General features: G+C 70.0%; 14 protein-coding genes and 1 tRNA gene. 4 read left to right on the forward strand and 11 right to left on the reverse strand.

The annotated features are described in order from the left end of the window. Window positions 1-335: 335 nt before the first annotated feature. The 3 genes from rpsA to polA form a co-directional block, all read right to left on the reverse strand. Window positions 336-1,817 (reverse strand): 30S ribosomal protein S1, encoded by a 1,482-nt coding sequence (gene rpsA, locus ETD96_RS24630; protein WP_138638852.1) that lies wholly within the window; start codon window positions 1,815-1,817, stop codon window positions 336-338. A gap of 234 nt (window positions 1,818-2,051) precedes the next feature. Continuing rightward, window positions 2,052-3,137: a polysaccharide deacetylase family protein gene (locus ETD96_RS24635; protein ID WP_240808135.1), complete on the reverse strand. Its 1,086-nt coding sequence runs from the start codon at window positions 3,135-3,137 to the stop codon at window positions 2,052-2,054. 485 nt (window positions 3,138-3,622) lie between these two features. Next, window positions 3,623-6,313, reverse strand: coding sequence for a DNA polymerase I (gene polA / locus ETD96_RS24640; RefSeq protein ID WP_138638854.1), 2,691 nt, complete (start codon window positions 6,311-6,313; stop codon window positions 3,623-3,625). Between the two features lie 138 nt (window positions 6,314-6,451). On the opposite strand from polA, the gene ETD96_RS24645 reads away from it, so the two are divergent. Next, window positions 6,452-6,808, forward strand: a complete 357-nt coding sequence (locus ETD96_RS24645; RefSeq protein WP_240808137.1) for a PaaI family thioesterase — start codon at window positions 6,452-6,454, stop codon at window positions 6,806-6,808. 270 nt (window positions 6,809-7,078) lie between these two features. After that, a complete protein-coding gene (locus ETD96_RS24650; protein WP_138638855.1) occupies window positions 7,079-7,648 on the forward strand; it encodes a DUF4352 domain-containing protein in 570 nt (189 codons plus the stop codon). Between the two features lie 67 nt (window positions 7,649-7,715). Here ETD96_RS24650 and ETD96_RS24655 read toward each other — a convergent pair whose 3' ends face one another. The 6 genes from ETD96_RS24655 to ETD96_RS24680 form a co-directional block, all read right to left on the reverse strand. Beyond that, window positions 7,716-8,531: an ABC transporter ATP-binding protein gene (locus ETD96_RS24655; protein WP_138638856.1), complete on the reverse strand. Its 816-nt coding sequence runs from the start codon at window positions 8,529-8,531 to the stop codon at window positions 7,716-7,718. Then, window positions 8,521-9,312 (reverse strand): ABC transporter ATP-binding protein, encoded by a 792-nt coding sequence (locus ETD96_RS24660; protein WP_435818043.1) that lies wholly within the window; start codon window positions 9,310-9,312, stop codon window positions 8,521-8,523. Before ETD96_RS24660 ends, ETD96_RS24655 begins: the two co-directional genes overlap by 11 nt. Next, a complete protein-coding gene (locus ETD96_RS24665) occupies window positions 9,309-10,463 on the reverse strand; it encodes a branched-chain amino acid ABC transporter permease (protein WP_138638857.1) in 1,155 nt (384 codons plus the stop codon). The genes ETD96_RS24660 and ETD96_RS24665 overlap by 4 nt, the downstream gene beginning before the upstream one ends. After that, on the reverse strand, window positions 10,460-11,425 hold the full coding sequence (locus ETD96_RS24670; protein ID WP_138638858.1) for a branched-chain amino acid ABC transporter permease: 966 nt from the start codon (window positions 11,423-11,425) through the stop codon (window positions 10,460-10,462). The genes ETD96_RS24665 and ETD96_RS24670 overlap by 4 nt, the downstream gene beginning before the upstream one ends. A 93-nt stretch (window positions 11,426-11,518) precedes the next feature. Continuing rightward, window positions 11,519-12,688, reverse strand: a complete 1,170-nt coding sequence (locus ETD96_RS24675; RefSeq protein WP_205719440.1) for a branched-chain amino acid ABC transporter substrate-binding protein — start codon at window positions 12,686-12,688, stop codon at window positions 11,519-11,521. Between the two features lie 285 nt (window positions 12,689-12,973). After that, window positions 12,974-13,582, reverse strand: coding sequence for an ANTAR domain-containing response regulator (locus ETD96_RS24680; protein WP_274704640.1), 609 nt, complete (start codon window positions 13,580-13,582; stop codon window positions 12,974-12,976). A gap of 95 nt (window positions 13,583-13,677) precedes the next feature. On the opposite strand from ETD96_RS24680, the gene ETD96_RS24685 reads away from it, so the two are divergent. After that, a tRNA-Leu gene (locus tag ETD96_RS24685) sits at window positions 13,678-13,750 on the forward strand. Window positions 13,751-13,918: 168 nt separating this feature from the next. Here ETD96_RS24685 and pyk read toward each other — a convergent pair. Both pyk and ETD96_RS24695 read right to left on the reverse strand, forming a co-directional pair. Next, on the reverse strand, window positions 13,919-15,349 hold the full coding sequence (gene pyk, locus ETD96_RS24690; RefSeq protein ID WP_138638859.1) for a pyruvate kinase: 1,431 nt from the start codon (window positions 15,347-15,349) through the stop codon (window positions 13,919-13,921). Between the two features lie 110 nt (window positions 15,350-15,459). Beyond that, window positions 15,460-16,014: a type 1 glutamine amidotransferase domain-containing protein gene (locus ETD96_RS24695; protein ID WP_138638860.1), complete on the reverse strand. Its 555-nt coding sequence runs from the start codon at window positions 16,012-16,014 to the stop codon at window positions 15,460-15,462. A gap of 65 nt (window positions 16,015-16,079) precedes the next feature. On the opposite strand from ETD96_RS24695, the gene ETD96_RS24700 reads away from it, so the two are divergent. Beyond that, on the forward strand, window positions 16,080-16,515 hold a 436-nt coding region (locus tag ETD96_RS24700; RefSeq protein ID WP_338072594.1), incomplete at its 3' end, for a DUF6597 domain-containing transcriptional factor.

Below are 16,515 nucleotides of genomic sequence, written 5' to 3' on the forward strand. Positions count from 1 at the left end.
GCCCTGCGGGACGATCGGGGGGCCGGCCGCGGCGGGGCCGCCGGTCCTGGCGCGGGCGTCGGCGTCTGTCCTGGCCAATTGAACGAGTGCTCCCGGGGACGAGCGGACCTTCGGTGCAGGGGCGAGGCGTCGGGGACGCGGCCCACCCGCCATCGTGACGCAACCGAAGCACGGCCGGAGGCCGATCCAGAAGATCGTTCTCCGGCCGTGTTCGTGTTGTTCACCGGCCGTCCGTCCGGGCCGCGAGGGCGGCACGGCATGGACGGCGCGCGAGCGGTCAGCGCGTCGTCACCGATCTCCCCTTCCCCGGGCGGACCCGGGGAAGGGGACGCGGCTCACTGGCCGCCGGAGAGCTTCTCCCGCAGCGCGGCGAGAGCCTCGTCGGTGGCGAGGGCGCCACCTCCGGACTCGCTCTCCCCGCCGCCGGAGTAGGAGGTCTCGCCGCCACCGCCGCCCGCGGGCGCGGTGTCGGCCTCCGCCTCGGCCTTGCGGGCCTCTTCGATCTGCTTGCGGTGGGCGTCGAAGCGGGTGCGGGCCTCGGCGTACTGCCGCTCCCAGGTCTCCCGCTGCTCGTCGAAGCCCTCCAGCCACTCGCCGGTCTCGGCGTCGAAGCCCTCGGGGTACTTGTAGTTCCCCTGCTCGTCGTACTCGGCCGGCATGCCGTACAGCGTGGGGTCGAAGTCCTCTTCCTCCATGCTGGCGGCGCCCTCGTTGGCCTGCTTCAGCGAGAGGCTGATGCGGCGCCGGTCGAGGTCGATGTCGATGATCTTCACGAAGATCTCGTCGCCGACCTGGACGACCTGCTCGGGGATCTCCACGTGGCGCTCGGCCAGCTCGGAGATGTGCACCAGGCCCTCGATGCCCTCCTCGACCCGGACGAACGCGCCGAACGGCACCAGCTTGGTGACGCGGCCCGGCACGACCTGGCCGATCTGGTGGGTGCGGGCGAACTGCTGCCACGGGTCTTCCTGGGTCGCCTTGAGCGACAGGGAGACGCGCTCGCGCTCCATGTCGACGTCCAGGACCTCGACCGTGACCTCCTGGCCGACCTCGACGACCTCGGACGGGTGGTCGATGTGCTTCCAGGACAGCTCGGAGACGTGCACCAGGCCGTCGACCCCGCCGAGGTCGACGAACGCGCCGAAGTTGACGATCGACGACACGACGCCCTTGCGGACCTGGCCCTTCTGCAGGGTGTTGAGGAAGGTCTGGCGGACCTCGCTCTGCGTCTGCTCCAGCCAGGCGCGGCGGGACAGGACCACGTTGTTGCGGTTCTTGTCCAGCTCGATGATCTTGGCCTCGAGCTCGCGGCCGACGTAGGGCTGCAGGTCGCGGACGCGGCGCATCTCGACCAGCGACGCGGGCAGGAAGCCGCGCAGGCCGATGTCGAGGATGAGGCCGCCCTTGACGACCTCGATGACCGTGCCGGTGACGATGCCGTCCTCGTCCTTGATCTTCTCGATCGTGCCCCAGGCGCGCTCGTACTGGGCGCGCTTCTTGGACAGGATCAGCCGGCCCTCCTTGTCCTCCTTCTGGAGGACGAGGGCCTCGACGTGGTCGCCGACGGTGACGACCTCGTTGGGGTCGACGTCGTGCTTGATGGACAGCTCGCGCGAGGGGATGACGCCCTCGGTCTTGTAGCCGATGTCGAGGAGGACCTCGTCACGATCGACCTTGACGACAGTGCCCTCGACAATGTCGCCGTCGTTGAAGTACTTGATGGTCTCATCGATCGCCGCGAGGAAGGCTTCCTCGGACCCGATGTCGTTGACCGCTACCTGCGGGGTGGTCGAGGTGGCCTCGGTGCTGCTCGTCATGTGTCGGCTGGCTCCGGTACGGACATGGAAGTCGTATGGGTTGTGCGCGGAGGGCCGTTATCCGCCCTGCCGAAGACCGGAATCGGACGCGGAGACCGCGTCAGTGAACCGAACCGTTGTCGCCGACCTGACCGAGCGCGAGCCTGCTCCGTCCGAAGCGCGCGCAGGCCCACAGCGCAGCGATCAGGATATGGGACCAATCTCGCGTGGTCAATCCGCCCGGGGCGGCGATGATCAGTACGTCCGCGCACGGGCCCGGTACTGCTTGGCGATCCGGTCCTCGGCGGCCTTCGGAAACGTCACGGTGTTCGGGTCGCCGTCCGAGGTGTACCGCTCGTCGGGGTGCTTGTCCAGGTACTCCAGCCACGCCGTCGAGCAGTACTTGGTGCAGTCGTTCTCCTTGATCTTGCCCTCGGACCGCACCCGGTCGATCTTCCACCGGTCGAACTCGCCGTCGAACGGCGACATCGCCGGCCGCCACCCGGCGAGGAACATGCCCTGGAAGGCGTACCTGCCGCCCTCCTTCTCCGCCCAGGTCTCCTTCTTCGGGACGGACCCGAACGGGTAGGCGAACGTCGTCGTGTGCGCGCCGGTGAGCTTGAGGATCTCGTCCTCCATCCCGCCGATCTCCTTGCGCACCCCCTTCTCCGACATCCCGGCCAGGTTCGGGTGCGTCACGGTGTGGTTGCCGAGCTCGAACCCGCGCTGCTGCAGCCACTTCAGCCCGGCGCCCGCCTGCACCGGGTCCATCCCGAACAGGTCCTTGTTCAGGTAGAACGTCGCCACGGGACGGAATCCCGGGTTCTCCCGCGCCACCTGCTCGATGATCGCGACCGCCGTGTCCGGCTTGGGGTTGCCCGCCGCGTCGAGCCCGAAGTGCCCCGGCGTGCTGTCGTCGAACGTCAGCACCACCGGGTGCTTGCCCGCCGGCACGTTGAACCGCCCGCCGACGAACTCGGCCGCCGTGATCGGGTAGTAGCCGCTCTTCGCCAGCGTCGTCAGCTCGTCGTACAGCTCCTTGGTCGACCGGTCCAGCGACAGCTCGGGCTTCTTCAGGATCCGGTGGTACATGATCACCGGCACCTGCCCCAGCTCGTTCGCCTTGGCCGCCACCGCCCCCGGCGCCGCCGCGGGAATTGGCGCGGACACCGAGACCGACGGGGACGCCGAGCCCCCCGCCGAAGGAGCCACGCTGACACCGGCGGCCTTCGCCGTGGGCGTCACCGAGGACTTCGCCCCGGCCCGCTCGGCGGTCTCCCCCTTCTCCCGTCCGCGCGTCCCTGGCAGCGTCAGCCCGAGCACGACGGCGCAGATGATCACAACCCCAGCGATCTTGTGAAGGAGCGGCACGATACCCCCGCCGGTGCGACCGAACAGGACCAGGGGGACAGCGTACGACCCCCCGGACATCTAGGACACCCACTGGCGTACCCGCATGATCCCTACAGACGCTCCACCCCCACCCAGGCTTCCCTCAAGACACGCCGGAACGCCCGTAACCCAATCCCCACGACAACCCCACGACCGCGACGCAAGGCAGGTCGAGCAAAGCAAGAACGCCTTCACCTAGCGAGCCGCAAGGCGAGCCACTCAAGACCACCGCAACCCACTACAGCGACAAGCCCGGCCGCCACCTCAGCCCCGCGACGACCCGAACCCTCGCGATTGCGTCCGAAGGCAGGTTCGAGCGAAGCGAGAACCTGATCGCGCAGCGAGCCGCAAGGCGAGCCGAAGCGATGCAGCAATCGCACGTTTTGTCCGCCGAAGGGAGGGCCCCCAGGGCCCGACCGCCAAGGACAAAACAATCAATGCGCAGCGTCCTGCCAGGTTCGGCCGGTGCCCATGGAGATGCTCAGGGGGGCGCGCAGCTCGTAGGCGCCGGCCATCTCGGTGCTGACGAGGGTCTTGAGGGTGTCGAGCTCTCCGGCGGCGACCTCGAAGACGAGTTCGTCGTGGACCTGGAGGAGCATGCGGGAGGTGAGGCCGGCGTCGCGGAGGGCGCGGTCGACGTTGAGGCTCGCGACCTTGATGATGTCGGCGGCGGAGCCCTGGATGGGGGCGTTGAGGGCCATGCGCTCGGCCATCTCGCGGCGCTGCCGGTTGTCGGAGTTGAGGTCGGGCAGGTAGCGGCGGCGGCCGAGGATGGTCTCGGTGTAGCCGTCCTGGCGGGCCTTGGCGACGATGTCGCGGAGGTAGTCGCGGACGCCGCCGAACTGCTCGAAGTACTCCTCCATGAGGCCGCGGGCCTCGTCGGGGGAGATCCGCAGCTGCTGGGAGAGGCCGTAGGCGGACAGGCCGTAGGCGAGGCCGTAGTTCATGGCCTTGATGCGGGCGCGCAGCTCGGAGTCGATCTGCTCGGGCGGGAGGCCGAAGACGCGGGACGCGGTGATGGTGTGGAAGTCGGCGCCGGAGCCGAACGCCTCCAGGAGCGCGTCGTCCTCGGAGAGGTGCGCCATGATGCGCAGCTCGATCTGGGAGTAGTCGGCGGTGAGGAGGGACTCGTAGCCCTCGCCGACGACGAACGCCTCGCGGATCTGGCGGCCCTCGGCGGTGCGGATCGGGATGTTCTGCAGGTTCGGGTCGGTGGACGACAGCCGGCCCGTCGCGGCGATCATCTGGTTGTAGGTGGTGTGGATGCGCCCGGCGTCGTCGAGCATCGGGATGAGGGAGTCGACGATGCTCTTGAGCTTGGCGACCTCGCGCCAGCGCAGGATGTGCTCCAGGACGGGGTGGCCGTCCTTCTCCAGGAGGGTCGTGAGGGCCTCGGAGTCGGTGGTGTAGCCGGTCTTGGTGCGCTTGGTCTTGGGCAGGTTCAGCTCGTCGAACAGGACCTGCTGGACCTGCTTGGGCGAGCCGAGGTTGAAGTCGTGGCCGACGGCGTTGTGGGCGAGCTGCTCCTGCTCCTTGACCTGCCCGCCGAGGGACGCCGACAGGTGCGCGAGGTGGTCGGCGTCGACGGCGATGCCCGCGCGCTCCATGTCGGCCAGGACGCCCACGAGTGGCAGTTCCACCTCGTGGAGGAGGCGGGTGGCGCCGCGCTTCTCGAGGTCCTTGTCGAGGATGTCGGCCAGCTCGGTGACGGCGCGCGCGCGGACCGCGAGGGCCTCGGCCGCCTCCTCCTCGCCGGAGCCGTCCAGGGTGAGCTGCCCCGAGTCCTCGGTTTCGCTGCGCAGCTCGCGGTGCAGGTAGCGCAGGACGAGGTCGGCGAGGTCGAACGTCCGCTGGCCGGGGAGCGCGAGGTAGGCGGCGAGCGCGGTGTCGCTGGTGACGCCGGCGAGGGACATGCCGCGCGCGGCGAGCGCCAGCATCGGGCCCTTGGCCTCGTGGACGGCCTTGGGCCGCGCCGGGTCGGCGAGGTAGGCGGCGAGGGCGCGCTCGTCGTCCTCGATCAGCTCGGCGGGGTCGAGGTGGACGGCCGGCCCCTTCTTGGACGCCAGCGCCAGCGCGGTGATCTCGCCGGTGCCGCGGCCCCAGCTGCCGGTGACGGCGACGCCGAGGCGGTCGCCGGCGTTGGCGTCCAGCCAGGCGCCGAGCGCGCCGGGTTCGAGGGCGTCCAGGTCGACCTCGAAGCCCTCGTCGGCCTCGGGCTCGGCCGCCGACAGCGACGCGTACAGGCGCTCGCGCAGGACGCGGAACTGCAGCGAGTCGAACAGGGTGTGGATCTCCTCGCGGTCCCACTGGCCCATGGACAGCTGCGGCGGCATCAGCTCCAGGCCGACGCCGGTGTCGAGCTTGTTGATCTGCTGGTTGCGCAGCACCCCGGCGAGGTGCTCGCGCAGGTTGTCGCCCGCCTTGCCCTTGATCTCGTCGACGCGGGCGACGAGGGTGTCGAGGTCGCCGTACTTGGTCAGCCACTTCGCGGCGGTCTTCGGGCCGACGCCGGGGACGCCGGGCAGGTTGTCGCTGCTCTCCCCCACCAGCGCGGCCAGCTCGCGGTAGCGCTCGGGCGGGACGCCGTACTTGGCCTCGACGGCGGCCGGGTCCATCCGGGCGAGCTCGGACACGCCGCGCACCGGGTACAGGATCGTGACGTGCTCGTTGACGAGCTGGAACGCGTCCCGGTCGCCGGTGACGACCAGGGTCTCCATGCCCGCCTCGGTGGCCTGGACGGACAGCGTGGCGATGATGTCGTCGGCCTCGAAGCCGGCGACCGACATGCGCGGGATGCGCAGGGCGTCCAGCACCTCGAAGATCAGGCTGACCTGGCTGCGGAACTCGTCGGGGGTCTTCTGCCGCCCCGCCTTGTACTCCACGTACTGCTCGTGCCGGAACGTCGGCTCCGACCGGTCGAACGCCACCGCGATGTGGGTCGGCTGCTCGTCCCGCAGGACGTTGATGAGCATCGAGGTGAAGCCGTACACGGCGTTGGTCGGCTGCCCGTCGGTGGTGGAGAAGTTCTCCACGGGCAACGCGAAGAACGCCCGGTAGGCCAGGGAGTGCCCGTCGAGCAGGAGAAGCCGGTCACGCTTGTCAGGGGTCGCTGGTGTCGTTGCCACACCAGGACTCTAGTCTGCGCGTACGACAGTTTTGTGGAGGCGTAAGTGACTGACACCGGTGGGATGTCCCCGGAGCAAGCGGCCGCGGAGATCAACTCCGGCGAGAGGTTCGACGGGCACGGCGACCTGGCCAAGGCCATGGGCGTCGAGTACCTGGAGGTCTCGGCGGAGCGCGTCGTGGGCCGGATGCCGGTCAAGGGCAACACCCAGCCGTACGGGCTGCTGCACGGCGGGGCCTCCTGCGTGCTCGCCGAGACGCTGGGCTCGACGGGGTCGGCGATCCACGCCGGTCCCGGACGCGTCGCCGTGGGCATCGAGATCAACGCCACCCACCACCGGTCCGCGACCGAGGGGTTCGTGACGGGCGTCGCGACCCGCGCGCACGGCGGCCGCACCCTCGCCACCTACGACATCGTCATCACCGACGACCAGGACCGGCGGGTCTGCACGGCGCGGCTCACGTGCATGCTGCGCGACGCGCCGCCGAGGGCCTGATCCGCCGCGCGATCCGCGCTTTCTTTGCGGGCCGCGCCCCGGGGTCGGTAGCGTGATCGGAGCGGCCCGGGGTCACCGAGTAGACAACGTACGCGCCCGGGGAAGGTTCGTACGGCCCCAAAGGTGACCCCGGGTCAACGCGTGTCCGGGTCCCCGCCGGACACTTCCCTGCCGGACGACACCGGCGTGGGTTCGTGACCGGTTGCGGTTGCGTTGCGAAACGGGATCACCGGTTCATTCCCGTCCCCGGCCGGTCGTACGTTCCGGACCATGCGCCACCACCGCACGCGCACCCGACCGGCCGCCGTCGCCGCCCTCACCGGCGCGCTCGCGCTCACCGCGGCCCTCGCGCTCACCGGCTGCTCCGGCTCCGGAGACGGCGACTCCCTCCCCACCTACAAGATCCCCGCCGAGACCGCGCGGGAGGGCGAGTCCGTGCCCGCCGGCAAGACCGCCCGCAGCGCCGACATGAGCTTCACCGTGATCGGCTTCAGCGGCGCCATGACCGACGTCATGGGAACCCACGCCGCGATGGACGCCAAGGGCGCCTTCACGCGCGTCCGCGTCCTCGCCGTCAACACCGGCCGCGACATCCAGGTCTTCGACACCTGGAAGCAGCGGCTCGTCACCGCCGACGGCAGGACGTACTCCCCCGACGTCAACGCCACCATGATCAAACGGCAGCCGGAGCGGCTGTCGGTCGGGGCGGCCATGCGCGTCGAGTTCGACCTCTGGTTCGACATCCCGCGCGGCGCCAAGACGAAGGCCATCCGCCTCTACGGCTCCCCGCCGGTCGGCGCGGTGAGCGACCCGTCCCCCGCCGAGATCACGCTCCCCTGAACGCGGCGGCGCCCGCCAGGCCCGGTCTCGTCCGGGCCTGGCGGGCGCACACAGCGTCGGATGCCCGCTAGCTCGACTCCTCGCCGTTCTCGGCGGGCTCGGCCTTCGCCGCGTCCGCCGGAGCGGCGTCCGGCTCGGCGGCGGCGTCCGCCTTCACGGCGGGGTCCGCCGTGACCGACTCGCCGGCGCCGAGGTAGGCGGCGCGGACCTGCGGGTCGTCCAGCAGATCGGCCGCCGGCGCCGACTTCACGACCCGGCCCGTCTCCAGGACGTACGCGCGGCTGGCGATCTGCAGCGCCTGCTGGGCGTTCTGCTCCACCAGCAGCACCGTCGTGCCGCGCCGGTTGATCTCCTCGATGATCGAGAAGATCTGCTGCACCAGCATCGGCGCGAGGCCCATGGACGGCTCGTCCAGCAGCAGCACCTTCGGCTTGGCCATCAGCGCCCGCCCGATCGCGAGCATCTGCTGCTCGCCGCCGGACATCGTGCCGCCCGCCTGCGACTTGCGCTCGGCGAGCCGCGGGAACAGCTCGTACGCCTCGGCCAGCTCCTTCGACGCGCTGTCCCGGCGGGCGTAGGCGCCCATCAGGAGGTTCTCCTCCACGGTCATCCCGGGGAAGATCCCGCGCCCCTCCGGCGCCTGCCCGATGCCGACCGACACCCGCTTGTGCCCGGCCATCCGGCTGATGTCCTGGCCGTCGAAGCGGATCGCGCCCGACGTCAGGCTCCGCAGCCCGGAGATCGTCTTCAGCGTGGTCGTCTTCCCGGCGCCGTTGGCGCCGATCAGCGTCACGATCTCGCCCTCGTCCACGGACACCGAGATGCCCTTGAGCGCGGCGATCTTTCCGTAGTGGACGTGGATGTCCTCGATCTCAAGAAGCATCGGCCGGAGCCCCCAGATACGCCTCGATCACCCGCGGGTCGTTCTGCACCTCGGCCGGGAGGCCGTCGGCGATCTTCTGCCCGAAGTCCAGCACCGCGACCCGGTCGCTGATCCCCATCACCAGGCTCATGTCGTGCTCGATGAGCATGACGGTGACCCCGGTGTCGCGGATCTTGCGGATCAGGTCCTGCAGCGCCACCTTCTCCGCCGGGTTCATGCCCGCCGCCGGCTCGTCCAGCAGCAGCAGCTTCGGGTTCGTGCCCAGCGCCCGCGCGATCTCCAGCCGGCGCTGGTCGCCGTACGGCAGGTTCTTCGCGGCCTCCTCGGCACGGTGCGGGATGCCCACCAGCTCCAGCAGCTCGCGGGCCCGCTCGCGGCCCTGCCGCTCCTCGCGGTGGAACCACGGCAGCCCCAGCGCCGCGCCGGCGAGCCCCGTCCGGTGGTGGGCGTCCGTGCCCACCAGGACGTTCTCCAGCGCGGTCATGTTGTGGAACAGCCGCACGTTCTGGAACGTCCGGGCGACGCCCATCTTCGTCACGACGTAGCGCTTCTTGCCGTCGATGCGCTTGCCGTCGAACACCACCGAGCCCTCGGACGGCCGGTAGACGCCGGTGGTCACGTTGAACACCGTCGTCTTGCCCGCGCCGTTCGGGCCGATCAGCGCGAAGATCTCCCCCTCGCGGATGGTGATCTCCACCTTGTTCAGCGCCACGACGCCGCCGAACCGCATCACGACATCGCGCAGCTCCAGGACCGGCCTGCGCTCGTCCGTCCCGCTCACTTGCCCACCTCCGCGGCCTCGGACTGACCCGGCCCGGCGACCTCGGCGCCCATGCTGCCCATGCCGCCGGTGCCCTCCGCCAGTTCGGCCTTGCGCCGCCGCGACGGCCACAGCCCCTCCGGACGGAAGATCATCATCAGCACCAGCGCGCCGCCGAAGATCAGCATGCGGTACTCGTCCAGGAACCGGAACCGCTCGGGCAGCCACGCCACCACGAACGCGCCCAGGATCGCGCCCGGGATGTTCCCCGAGCCGCCCAGCACGACCGCCGCCAGGATCAGCGCCGACACGATGAACTCGAAGTTCGCCGGGAGGATCGACGTCTGCTTCGCGGCGAACACGACGCCGCCGCTGCCGCCGATGGCCGCGCCGATCGCGAACGCCGCCAGCTTGAACTTGAACGTCGGGACGCCCATCAGCTCCGCCGCGTCCTCGTCCTCGCGGATCGACGCCCAGGCCCGGCCGACGCGCGAGGCGTCCAGCCGCCGGACGAAGATGATCGCGATCACGATGAACGCGAGCAGCAGGTAGTAGTACGGCCGCGTGTCCAGCAGCCCGTACTTCAGCGGCTGCACGCCGAGGATCTCGAACTCCGACAGCGACGGCGGGTGCGGGATGCCCTGCACACCGCGCGGGCCGTTCACGAACGAGCTGTTGTTCGCCGTCCGCTTGACGATCTCACCGAAGCCGAGCGTGACGATCGCCAGGTAGTCGCCCCGCAGCCGCAGCGTCGGAGCGCCCAGGATCACCCCCGCCAGCGCCGAGAACAGGATCGCCAGGACCAGCGTCTCCCAGAAGCTCCAGTGGTACCGCACCGCGAAGATCGCGATGGTGTAGCCGCCGACCGCGTAGAACGCGACGTAGCCGAGGTCCAGGAGGCCGGCCATGCCGACCACGACGTTCAGGCCCAGCGCCAGCAGCACGTAGATGGCGATCTGGTCGCTGAGCATCGACGGCCAGCTCGCGCCGCTCGGCGCCATGAAGCTGCCGATCGCCTCGCTCGGCAGGAAGACCGCGCCGACGATGAGCAGGACGTAGACCGCCCAGCGCTGCCAGCCGGGGGCGCCCGCCCACCAGTCCCGCAGCGGATCGAGGGAGAGGCCGGAACCGCGCCGGCCCGCCTTGCCGTTCTTCGTCTTCGAAAGGTTCATGCGCGCGCCTGCTGGAGAGACTCACCGAGGATGCCGGTGGGACGGAACATCAGGACCAGGATCAGCACGGTGAACGCGACCACGTCCCGCCACTGCGAACCGAACAGGCTCGAACCGTACATCTCGAGCAGCCCGAGGACGAACCCGCCCGCGAGCGCGCCGCGGATGTTGCCGATCCCGCCGAGGACCGCCGCCGTGAACGCCTTGATGCCGAGCAGGAACCCGACGAAGTAGTTCGTCTGCTCGAAGCGCAGGAAGTACAGCGCCGCCGCGACGCCCGCCATGACGCCGCCGACCACGAACGTCACCGACACGACGCGGTCGATGTTGACGCCCATCAGCACGGCCGTCTCCGGGTCCTGCGCCGTCGAGCGGATGCCGCGGCCGAGCTTCGTCCGGTTCACGAACTGGTCGAGCGCCACCATCATCAGCACCGCGCCGACGAAGATGATCAGCTTGTCGTTGCTGATCTGGATGGGGCCGAAGTCGACCACGTTCGTCAGCTGCTTGAAGTGCTCGTCGACGGGCAGCCGGCCGCCCTCCTTCGAGGTTCCGAACACCCGGTGCACGACGACCGTCGCGAACAGCTGCTGGATGAAGATCGACGCCCCGATGGCCGAGATCAGCGCGGCCAGCCGGGACGCGCCCCTTTTTCGGAGCGGCCGGTACGCCGTCACCTCCAGGAGCATTGCGCTGCCGGCCGTGACCGCGCCGGCCACCACCGCGGTCAGCGCGACGACGCCGATGAGCGCGAAACCGCCCACGGTGCCGACACCGAGCGAGCGCACCGTCCACAGGGCGGCGAAGGTACCGACCATGAAGATGTCGGCATGCGCGAAGTTGATCAGCCTCAGCACGCCGTAGACCATCGTGTAGCCCAGCGCCAGCAGCGCGTAGATCGCGCCGAGCGCCAGACCGTCGATGGTCGACGGCCAGAATTGATTGATGAAGTCGTCGAGCACCTTGGGGTCGCCTTAATCAGAGAAGGAGCGGGAGCGCTGTAGCGCTCCCGCTCCCGCGCCATCAGGGGGTCTCGTCAGGGGCGCTGGTGACGCCTAGGAGACCTTCGCTTCGTTGCTCTTGCCGAGCAGCGGCAGCTGGTTGTCCTTCACCTCGTAGACGTAGATGTCCTGGGTCGCGAGCTCGCCGTTCTCAGCGAACTTGATCTGCTTGCCGACGCCGGGGACGTCCACGCTCTTGAGGAAGTCGTTGATCTCCTCGGGCTTGGTCTTGCCGCCCTTGACCGCCTCGATGAGCGCCGTCGCGGCGTCGAAGCCCTCGGTCGAGTAGATCGCGACCTCCGAGCCGAACTTCGCCTTGTAGTCGTCGGCGAACTTCTTGGCCTTCGGGTTGGTCTTGCCGGTCGGGTCGATGAGGCAGCCGCAGCTGATCAGCGTGCCCTGGGCGTTCTTCTGCCCGGTGCCCTCGATCAGGCCGGTGGCGAGCGAGCCGTCGCCCGACATCATCTTGCCGGTGTAGCCGCCCTCGCGCAGCTGCTTGAACAGCCGGCCCGCGACCGCGTAGTAGCCGCCGAAGTACACGAAGTCGGGCTTGAACTCGTTGATCTTGTTGACCGTCGAGGAGTAGTCGGTGCCCTTGTCGTCGACCGCGTCGTTCTGGGTCTGGGCGCCCTTGGCCTTCACGGCCTTCTCGATGGCGTCCGCGAGGCCCTTGCCGTAGTCCTGGTTGTCCGACACCAGGAAGACCTTCTTGGCGCCGGAGTTCATCACGAAGTCGGCGACGCCGGTGCTCTGCGCCGCGTCGTCGGCCACCACGCGGTGCCAGAACTTCCAGCCCTTCTCCGCGAGCGTGATGTTCGTCGCCGACGGCGACACGCTCGGGATCTTGGCCTCCTCCAGGATCGGGCCGACGCTCTGCGACTCGCCGGAGAACGCCGGGCCGATCAGGCCGGCGATCTTGTCGTTCTTGACCGCGGCCAGCGCCAGCGAGGTCGCCTGCTCCGGCTTGCCCTGGCTGTCATAGGTCTTGAGCTTGATCTTGACCTTGGGGTTCGTGGCGTTGTACTGCTCGATGGCCAGCTGCGCGCCCTGCTTGGGCGGGATCACCAGGCCCGAGTTCTCACCGGTCAGGTCGCCCATGAACCCGATCGTGACCTCGTTGCCGCTGCCACCGGAGTCGCCGTCGTCACTGCAGGCCACGGCGCTGAGCGCGAGCGCCGCGCTCACCGCCACCGCGCCGGTGATCCTCATCTTGTTGCGCCGCAAGGTGCCCAACCTTTCCATCCGGATCCGGGAGGGGATCGGGTACGAGTCATGTCCCGACGCCGAACCTAGGGAAAGGAAAACGGTCAGTCAGGGACCAGCTATGTCGTACACCGTCGAGCCACCCCGAAACAGGACCCCCGGATCGAAGGGTTACTTGTTCGTTACTCCCCTGTGCCCATCCGATACCCGCAATTGCCTGGGATGATTACGGAGAGTAACGAGCATGGGGCAGTCCACGGCCCGTGGTTGGACCTTGACAACGCGCCGATCGGCGGTGACGCGGGGTCACTCGGCGGCGGACTCGTCCCTCTCGCCGGACGCGCCCGCGACGACGGCCTCCGCGACGGCCCGCATCGTGAGCCGGCGATCCATCGAGGTCTTCTGGATCCAGCGGAAGGCCTCCGGCTCGGACCACCCGTGCGCCTGCTGCAGCAGCCCCTTCGCGCGGTCGACCACCTTGCGCGTCTCCAGCCGCTCCTGCAGCCCCGCGACCTCGGCCTCCAGCGCCCGCAGCTCGGTGTAGCGGCTCACCGCCATCTCGATCGCCGGCGCGAGGTCGGTCTTGGAGAACGGCTTGACGAGGTAGGCCATCGCCCCGGCGTCGGTCGCCCGCTGGACGAGCTCGCGCTGGGAGAACGCGGTGAGGATCACCACCGGCGCGATCCGGTCCGCGGAGATCCGCTCGGCCGCCGAGATCCCGTCCAGCACCGGCATCTTCACGTCCAGGATCACGAGATCGGGCTTGAGCTCCCCGGCCAGCCGCACGGCGGCCTCGCCGTCCCCCGCCTCCCCGACGACCTCGTAGCCGTCCTCCTGAAGCATCTCCTTGAGGTCCAGCCGGATCAGGGCCTCATCTTCCGCGATCACAACTCGCCGAGCGCTCTCCACGCGCACGAGCCTACCGAAACCCGCTACCCTGGTCCCCGCGAGGGTTCCCCGGCGCGCCCCGTTCCCTCCGCCGCCTAGCTGTCCGGATTATCCGGATAAATGCCCCGATAGCCCAATGGCAGAGGCAATGTGCTCAAACCACATCAAGTGTGGGTTCGAATCCCACTCGGGGCACCGCTGACGAACCGCCGTCCGACCGGACGGCGGTTTTTTCGTCCCGCCGGAGCCGCGTCTCGGCCGTCCGGTTGGCCGGAGCGTCGTGGAAATGAGATCGGGTGGTGATGCAAGGGGCCGGGCACCGCGCGGGGTGCGGGTCGCGCGGTGCCCGGCGGGGCGGATGGCTCAGTGCTGGACGGCGATGGCGTCGCCCAGGGTGTGGACGCGGAGGGCGTTGGTGGAGCCCGGCGTGCCGGGCGGTGAGCCGGCGACGACGACGACCTTGTCGCCCTTCTGGCAGCGGCCGAGTTCGAGGAGGGCCTGCTCCACCTGGCCGAACATCGCGTCGGTGTGGTCGACCTGCGGGACGATGAAGGTCTCGACGCCCCAGACGTGCGCGAGGCGGCCGCGGACGGCGGGGACCGAGGTGAAGGCCAGCAGCGGGATCGGGGAGCGGTAGCGCGACAGGCGGCGGGCCGTCTCGCCGGACATCGTGAACGCGGCGAGGGCCTCGGCGCCGACGATGGCGCCGACCTCGGCGGCGGCGCGGGCGATGGCGCCGCCGACGGTCTCGGGCATGCGCTCCAGGGTGTGGGTGGCGTGCAGGACGGCCTGCTCGGCGGTCTGCACGATGCGGCTCATCGTCAGGACGGACTCGATGGGGTACTGGCCGACGCTGGTCTCGCCGGACAGCATGACGGCGTCGGCGCCCTCGAAGACCGCGTTGGCGACGTCGGAGGTCTCGGCGCGGGTGGGGCGGGGCGCGGAGATCATCGATTCGAGCATCTGGGTGGCGACGATGACCGGGCGGGCCTTCTCGCGGCACAGCTCGATGGCGCGCTTCTGCACGATCGGGACCTGTTCGAGCGGGAGCTCGACGCCGAGGTCGCCGCGGGCGACCATGATGCCGTCGAAGGCGGCGACGATCTCGGGCAGGCGCTCGACGGCCTGCGGCTTCTCGATCTTGCCGATGAGGGGGACGCGGACGCCCTCCTCCTCCATGATCTGGTAGCAGATGTCGGCGTCGGCGGGGGTCCGCACGAAGGACAGGGCGACGAGGTCGACGCCGAGGCGCAGGGCCCAGCGCAGGTCGGTCTCGTCCTTCTCGGTGAGGGCGGGGACGCTGACCGGGACGCCGGGCAGGTTGAGGCCCTTGTTGTCGGAGACCATGCCGCCGACGGTGACGGTGGTGCGGACGCGCGTGCCGTCGACGTCGACGACCTTGAGGGCGACGCGGCCGTCGTCGATGAGGACGGTGTCGCCGGGGCTGACGTCGCCCGGCAGGCCCTGGTAGGTGGTGGACACCTCGCGGCGGGTGCCGGGGACGTCGTCGGTGGTGATGGTGAACTCGTCGCCGAGCGTGAGCCGTACCGGCCCGTCGGGGAAGCGGCCGATGCGGATCTTGGGGCCCTGCAGGTCCGCCAGGATGCCGACGCCGCGGCCGGTGGCGTCGGCGGCCGCCCTGATCCGGTGGAAGACCTCCTCGTGGACGGCGTGGTCGCCGTGGCTCATGTTGAGGCGCGCGACGTCGATACCGGCCTCGACGAGGGCGTTGATCTGCTCGGTGCTGGAGCAGGCGGGACCGATGGTGCTGACAATCTTCGCTCGACGGGTCACGTGCACAACCGTACTTAGTTACTTGTCGGTACGGATATTCGTGCAGGATATGGTCGCCCGCGGTTCACCGATTGGTCTAGGTCAGAGGTCTAGACCACATGTGGCCCCGGTCAGCGCTTGAACGCCTCGACGGCCGCCTGGCAGAACGCCTTGAGATCGTCGGGCTTGCGGCTGCTGACGAGGGTGTTGGGCCCGTCCTCGCAGATCTGTACCTCCTCGTCCACCCAGTCGGCACCCGCGTTGCGCAGATCGGTCTGGAGACTGGGCCAGGACGTCATGGTGCGGCCGCGCACGACGTCCGCCTCCACGAGGGTCCACGGCCCGTGGCAGATGACGGCGACGGGCTTGCCGGCGTCGAAGAAGGACTTGGCGAACGCGACGGCCTTGGGGTCGGTGCGCAGGAAGTCGGGGTTGGCGACGCCGCCCGGCAGGACGAGCGCGTCGAACTCGGTGTGGTCGGACACGTCGACGGTGGTGTCGACGGGGAAGGTGTCGCCCTTGTCCAGGTGGTTGAACGCCTGGAGGCGGCCGGACTGGGTGGATACCAGGCGCGGGGTGCCCCCGGCCTGCTCCACGGCCGTCCAGGGCTCGGTCAACTCGACCTGCTCGGTGCCCTCGGGGGCGCAGAGGAAGGCGACGGTGCTGCCCTGAAGATCGTTCGACATGGTTTCTCCTGAAATGGCGGGTTTCTCTGGCCCCTGCCCGAAGGAGCGGGTGGTATGCAGGAGGAATGGGTCACACCCTCCCCCGGCCCCCGCCGGCGAGCTCCGCCCGGCCGGACTACCGCGAGTACCCGGTGCCGGGGCTGGCCTGCGCGTGGACGTCGGCGCTGCCGCCGGACGCGGAGCCGTTCGTCCAGCGCGTGGTGCCGGACGGCTGCGTCGACCTCATGTGGTCGGAGGCCGGGATCCTCGTGGCGGGCCCGGACACCGGGCCGATCCCCGCGGCGATGCGGCCGGGCGCGGCGGTGGTGGCGGTGCGGTTCCGGCCGGGGACGGCGCCGCCGGTGCTGGGCGTCCCTGCGGACGCGGTCCGGGACGCGCGGGTCCCGCTGCGGGAGCTGTGGGGCGCGGAGGCCGACCGGCTGGCCGCGGACGTCGCGGCGGCGGGCGACCGGCGGGCGGCGCTCGTCGCGGCGGTGCGGGAGAGGCTGGGGCCGCCCGATC

The sequence above is a fragment of the Actinomadura geliboluensis genome (genome assembly GCF_005889745.1).
Lineage (GTDB): Bacteria > Actinomycetota > Actinomycetes > Streptosporangiales > Streptosporangiaceae > Spirillospora > Spirillospora geliboluensis.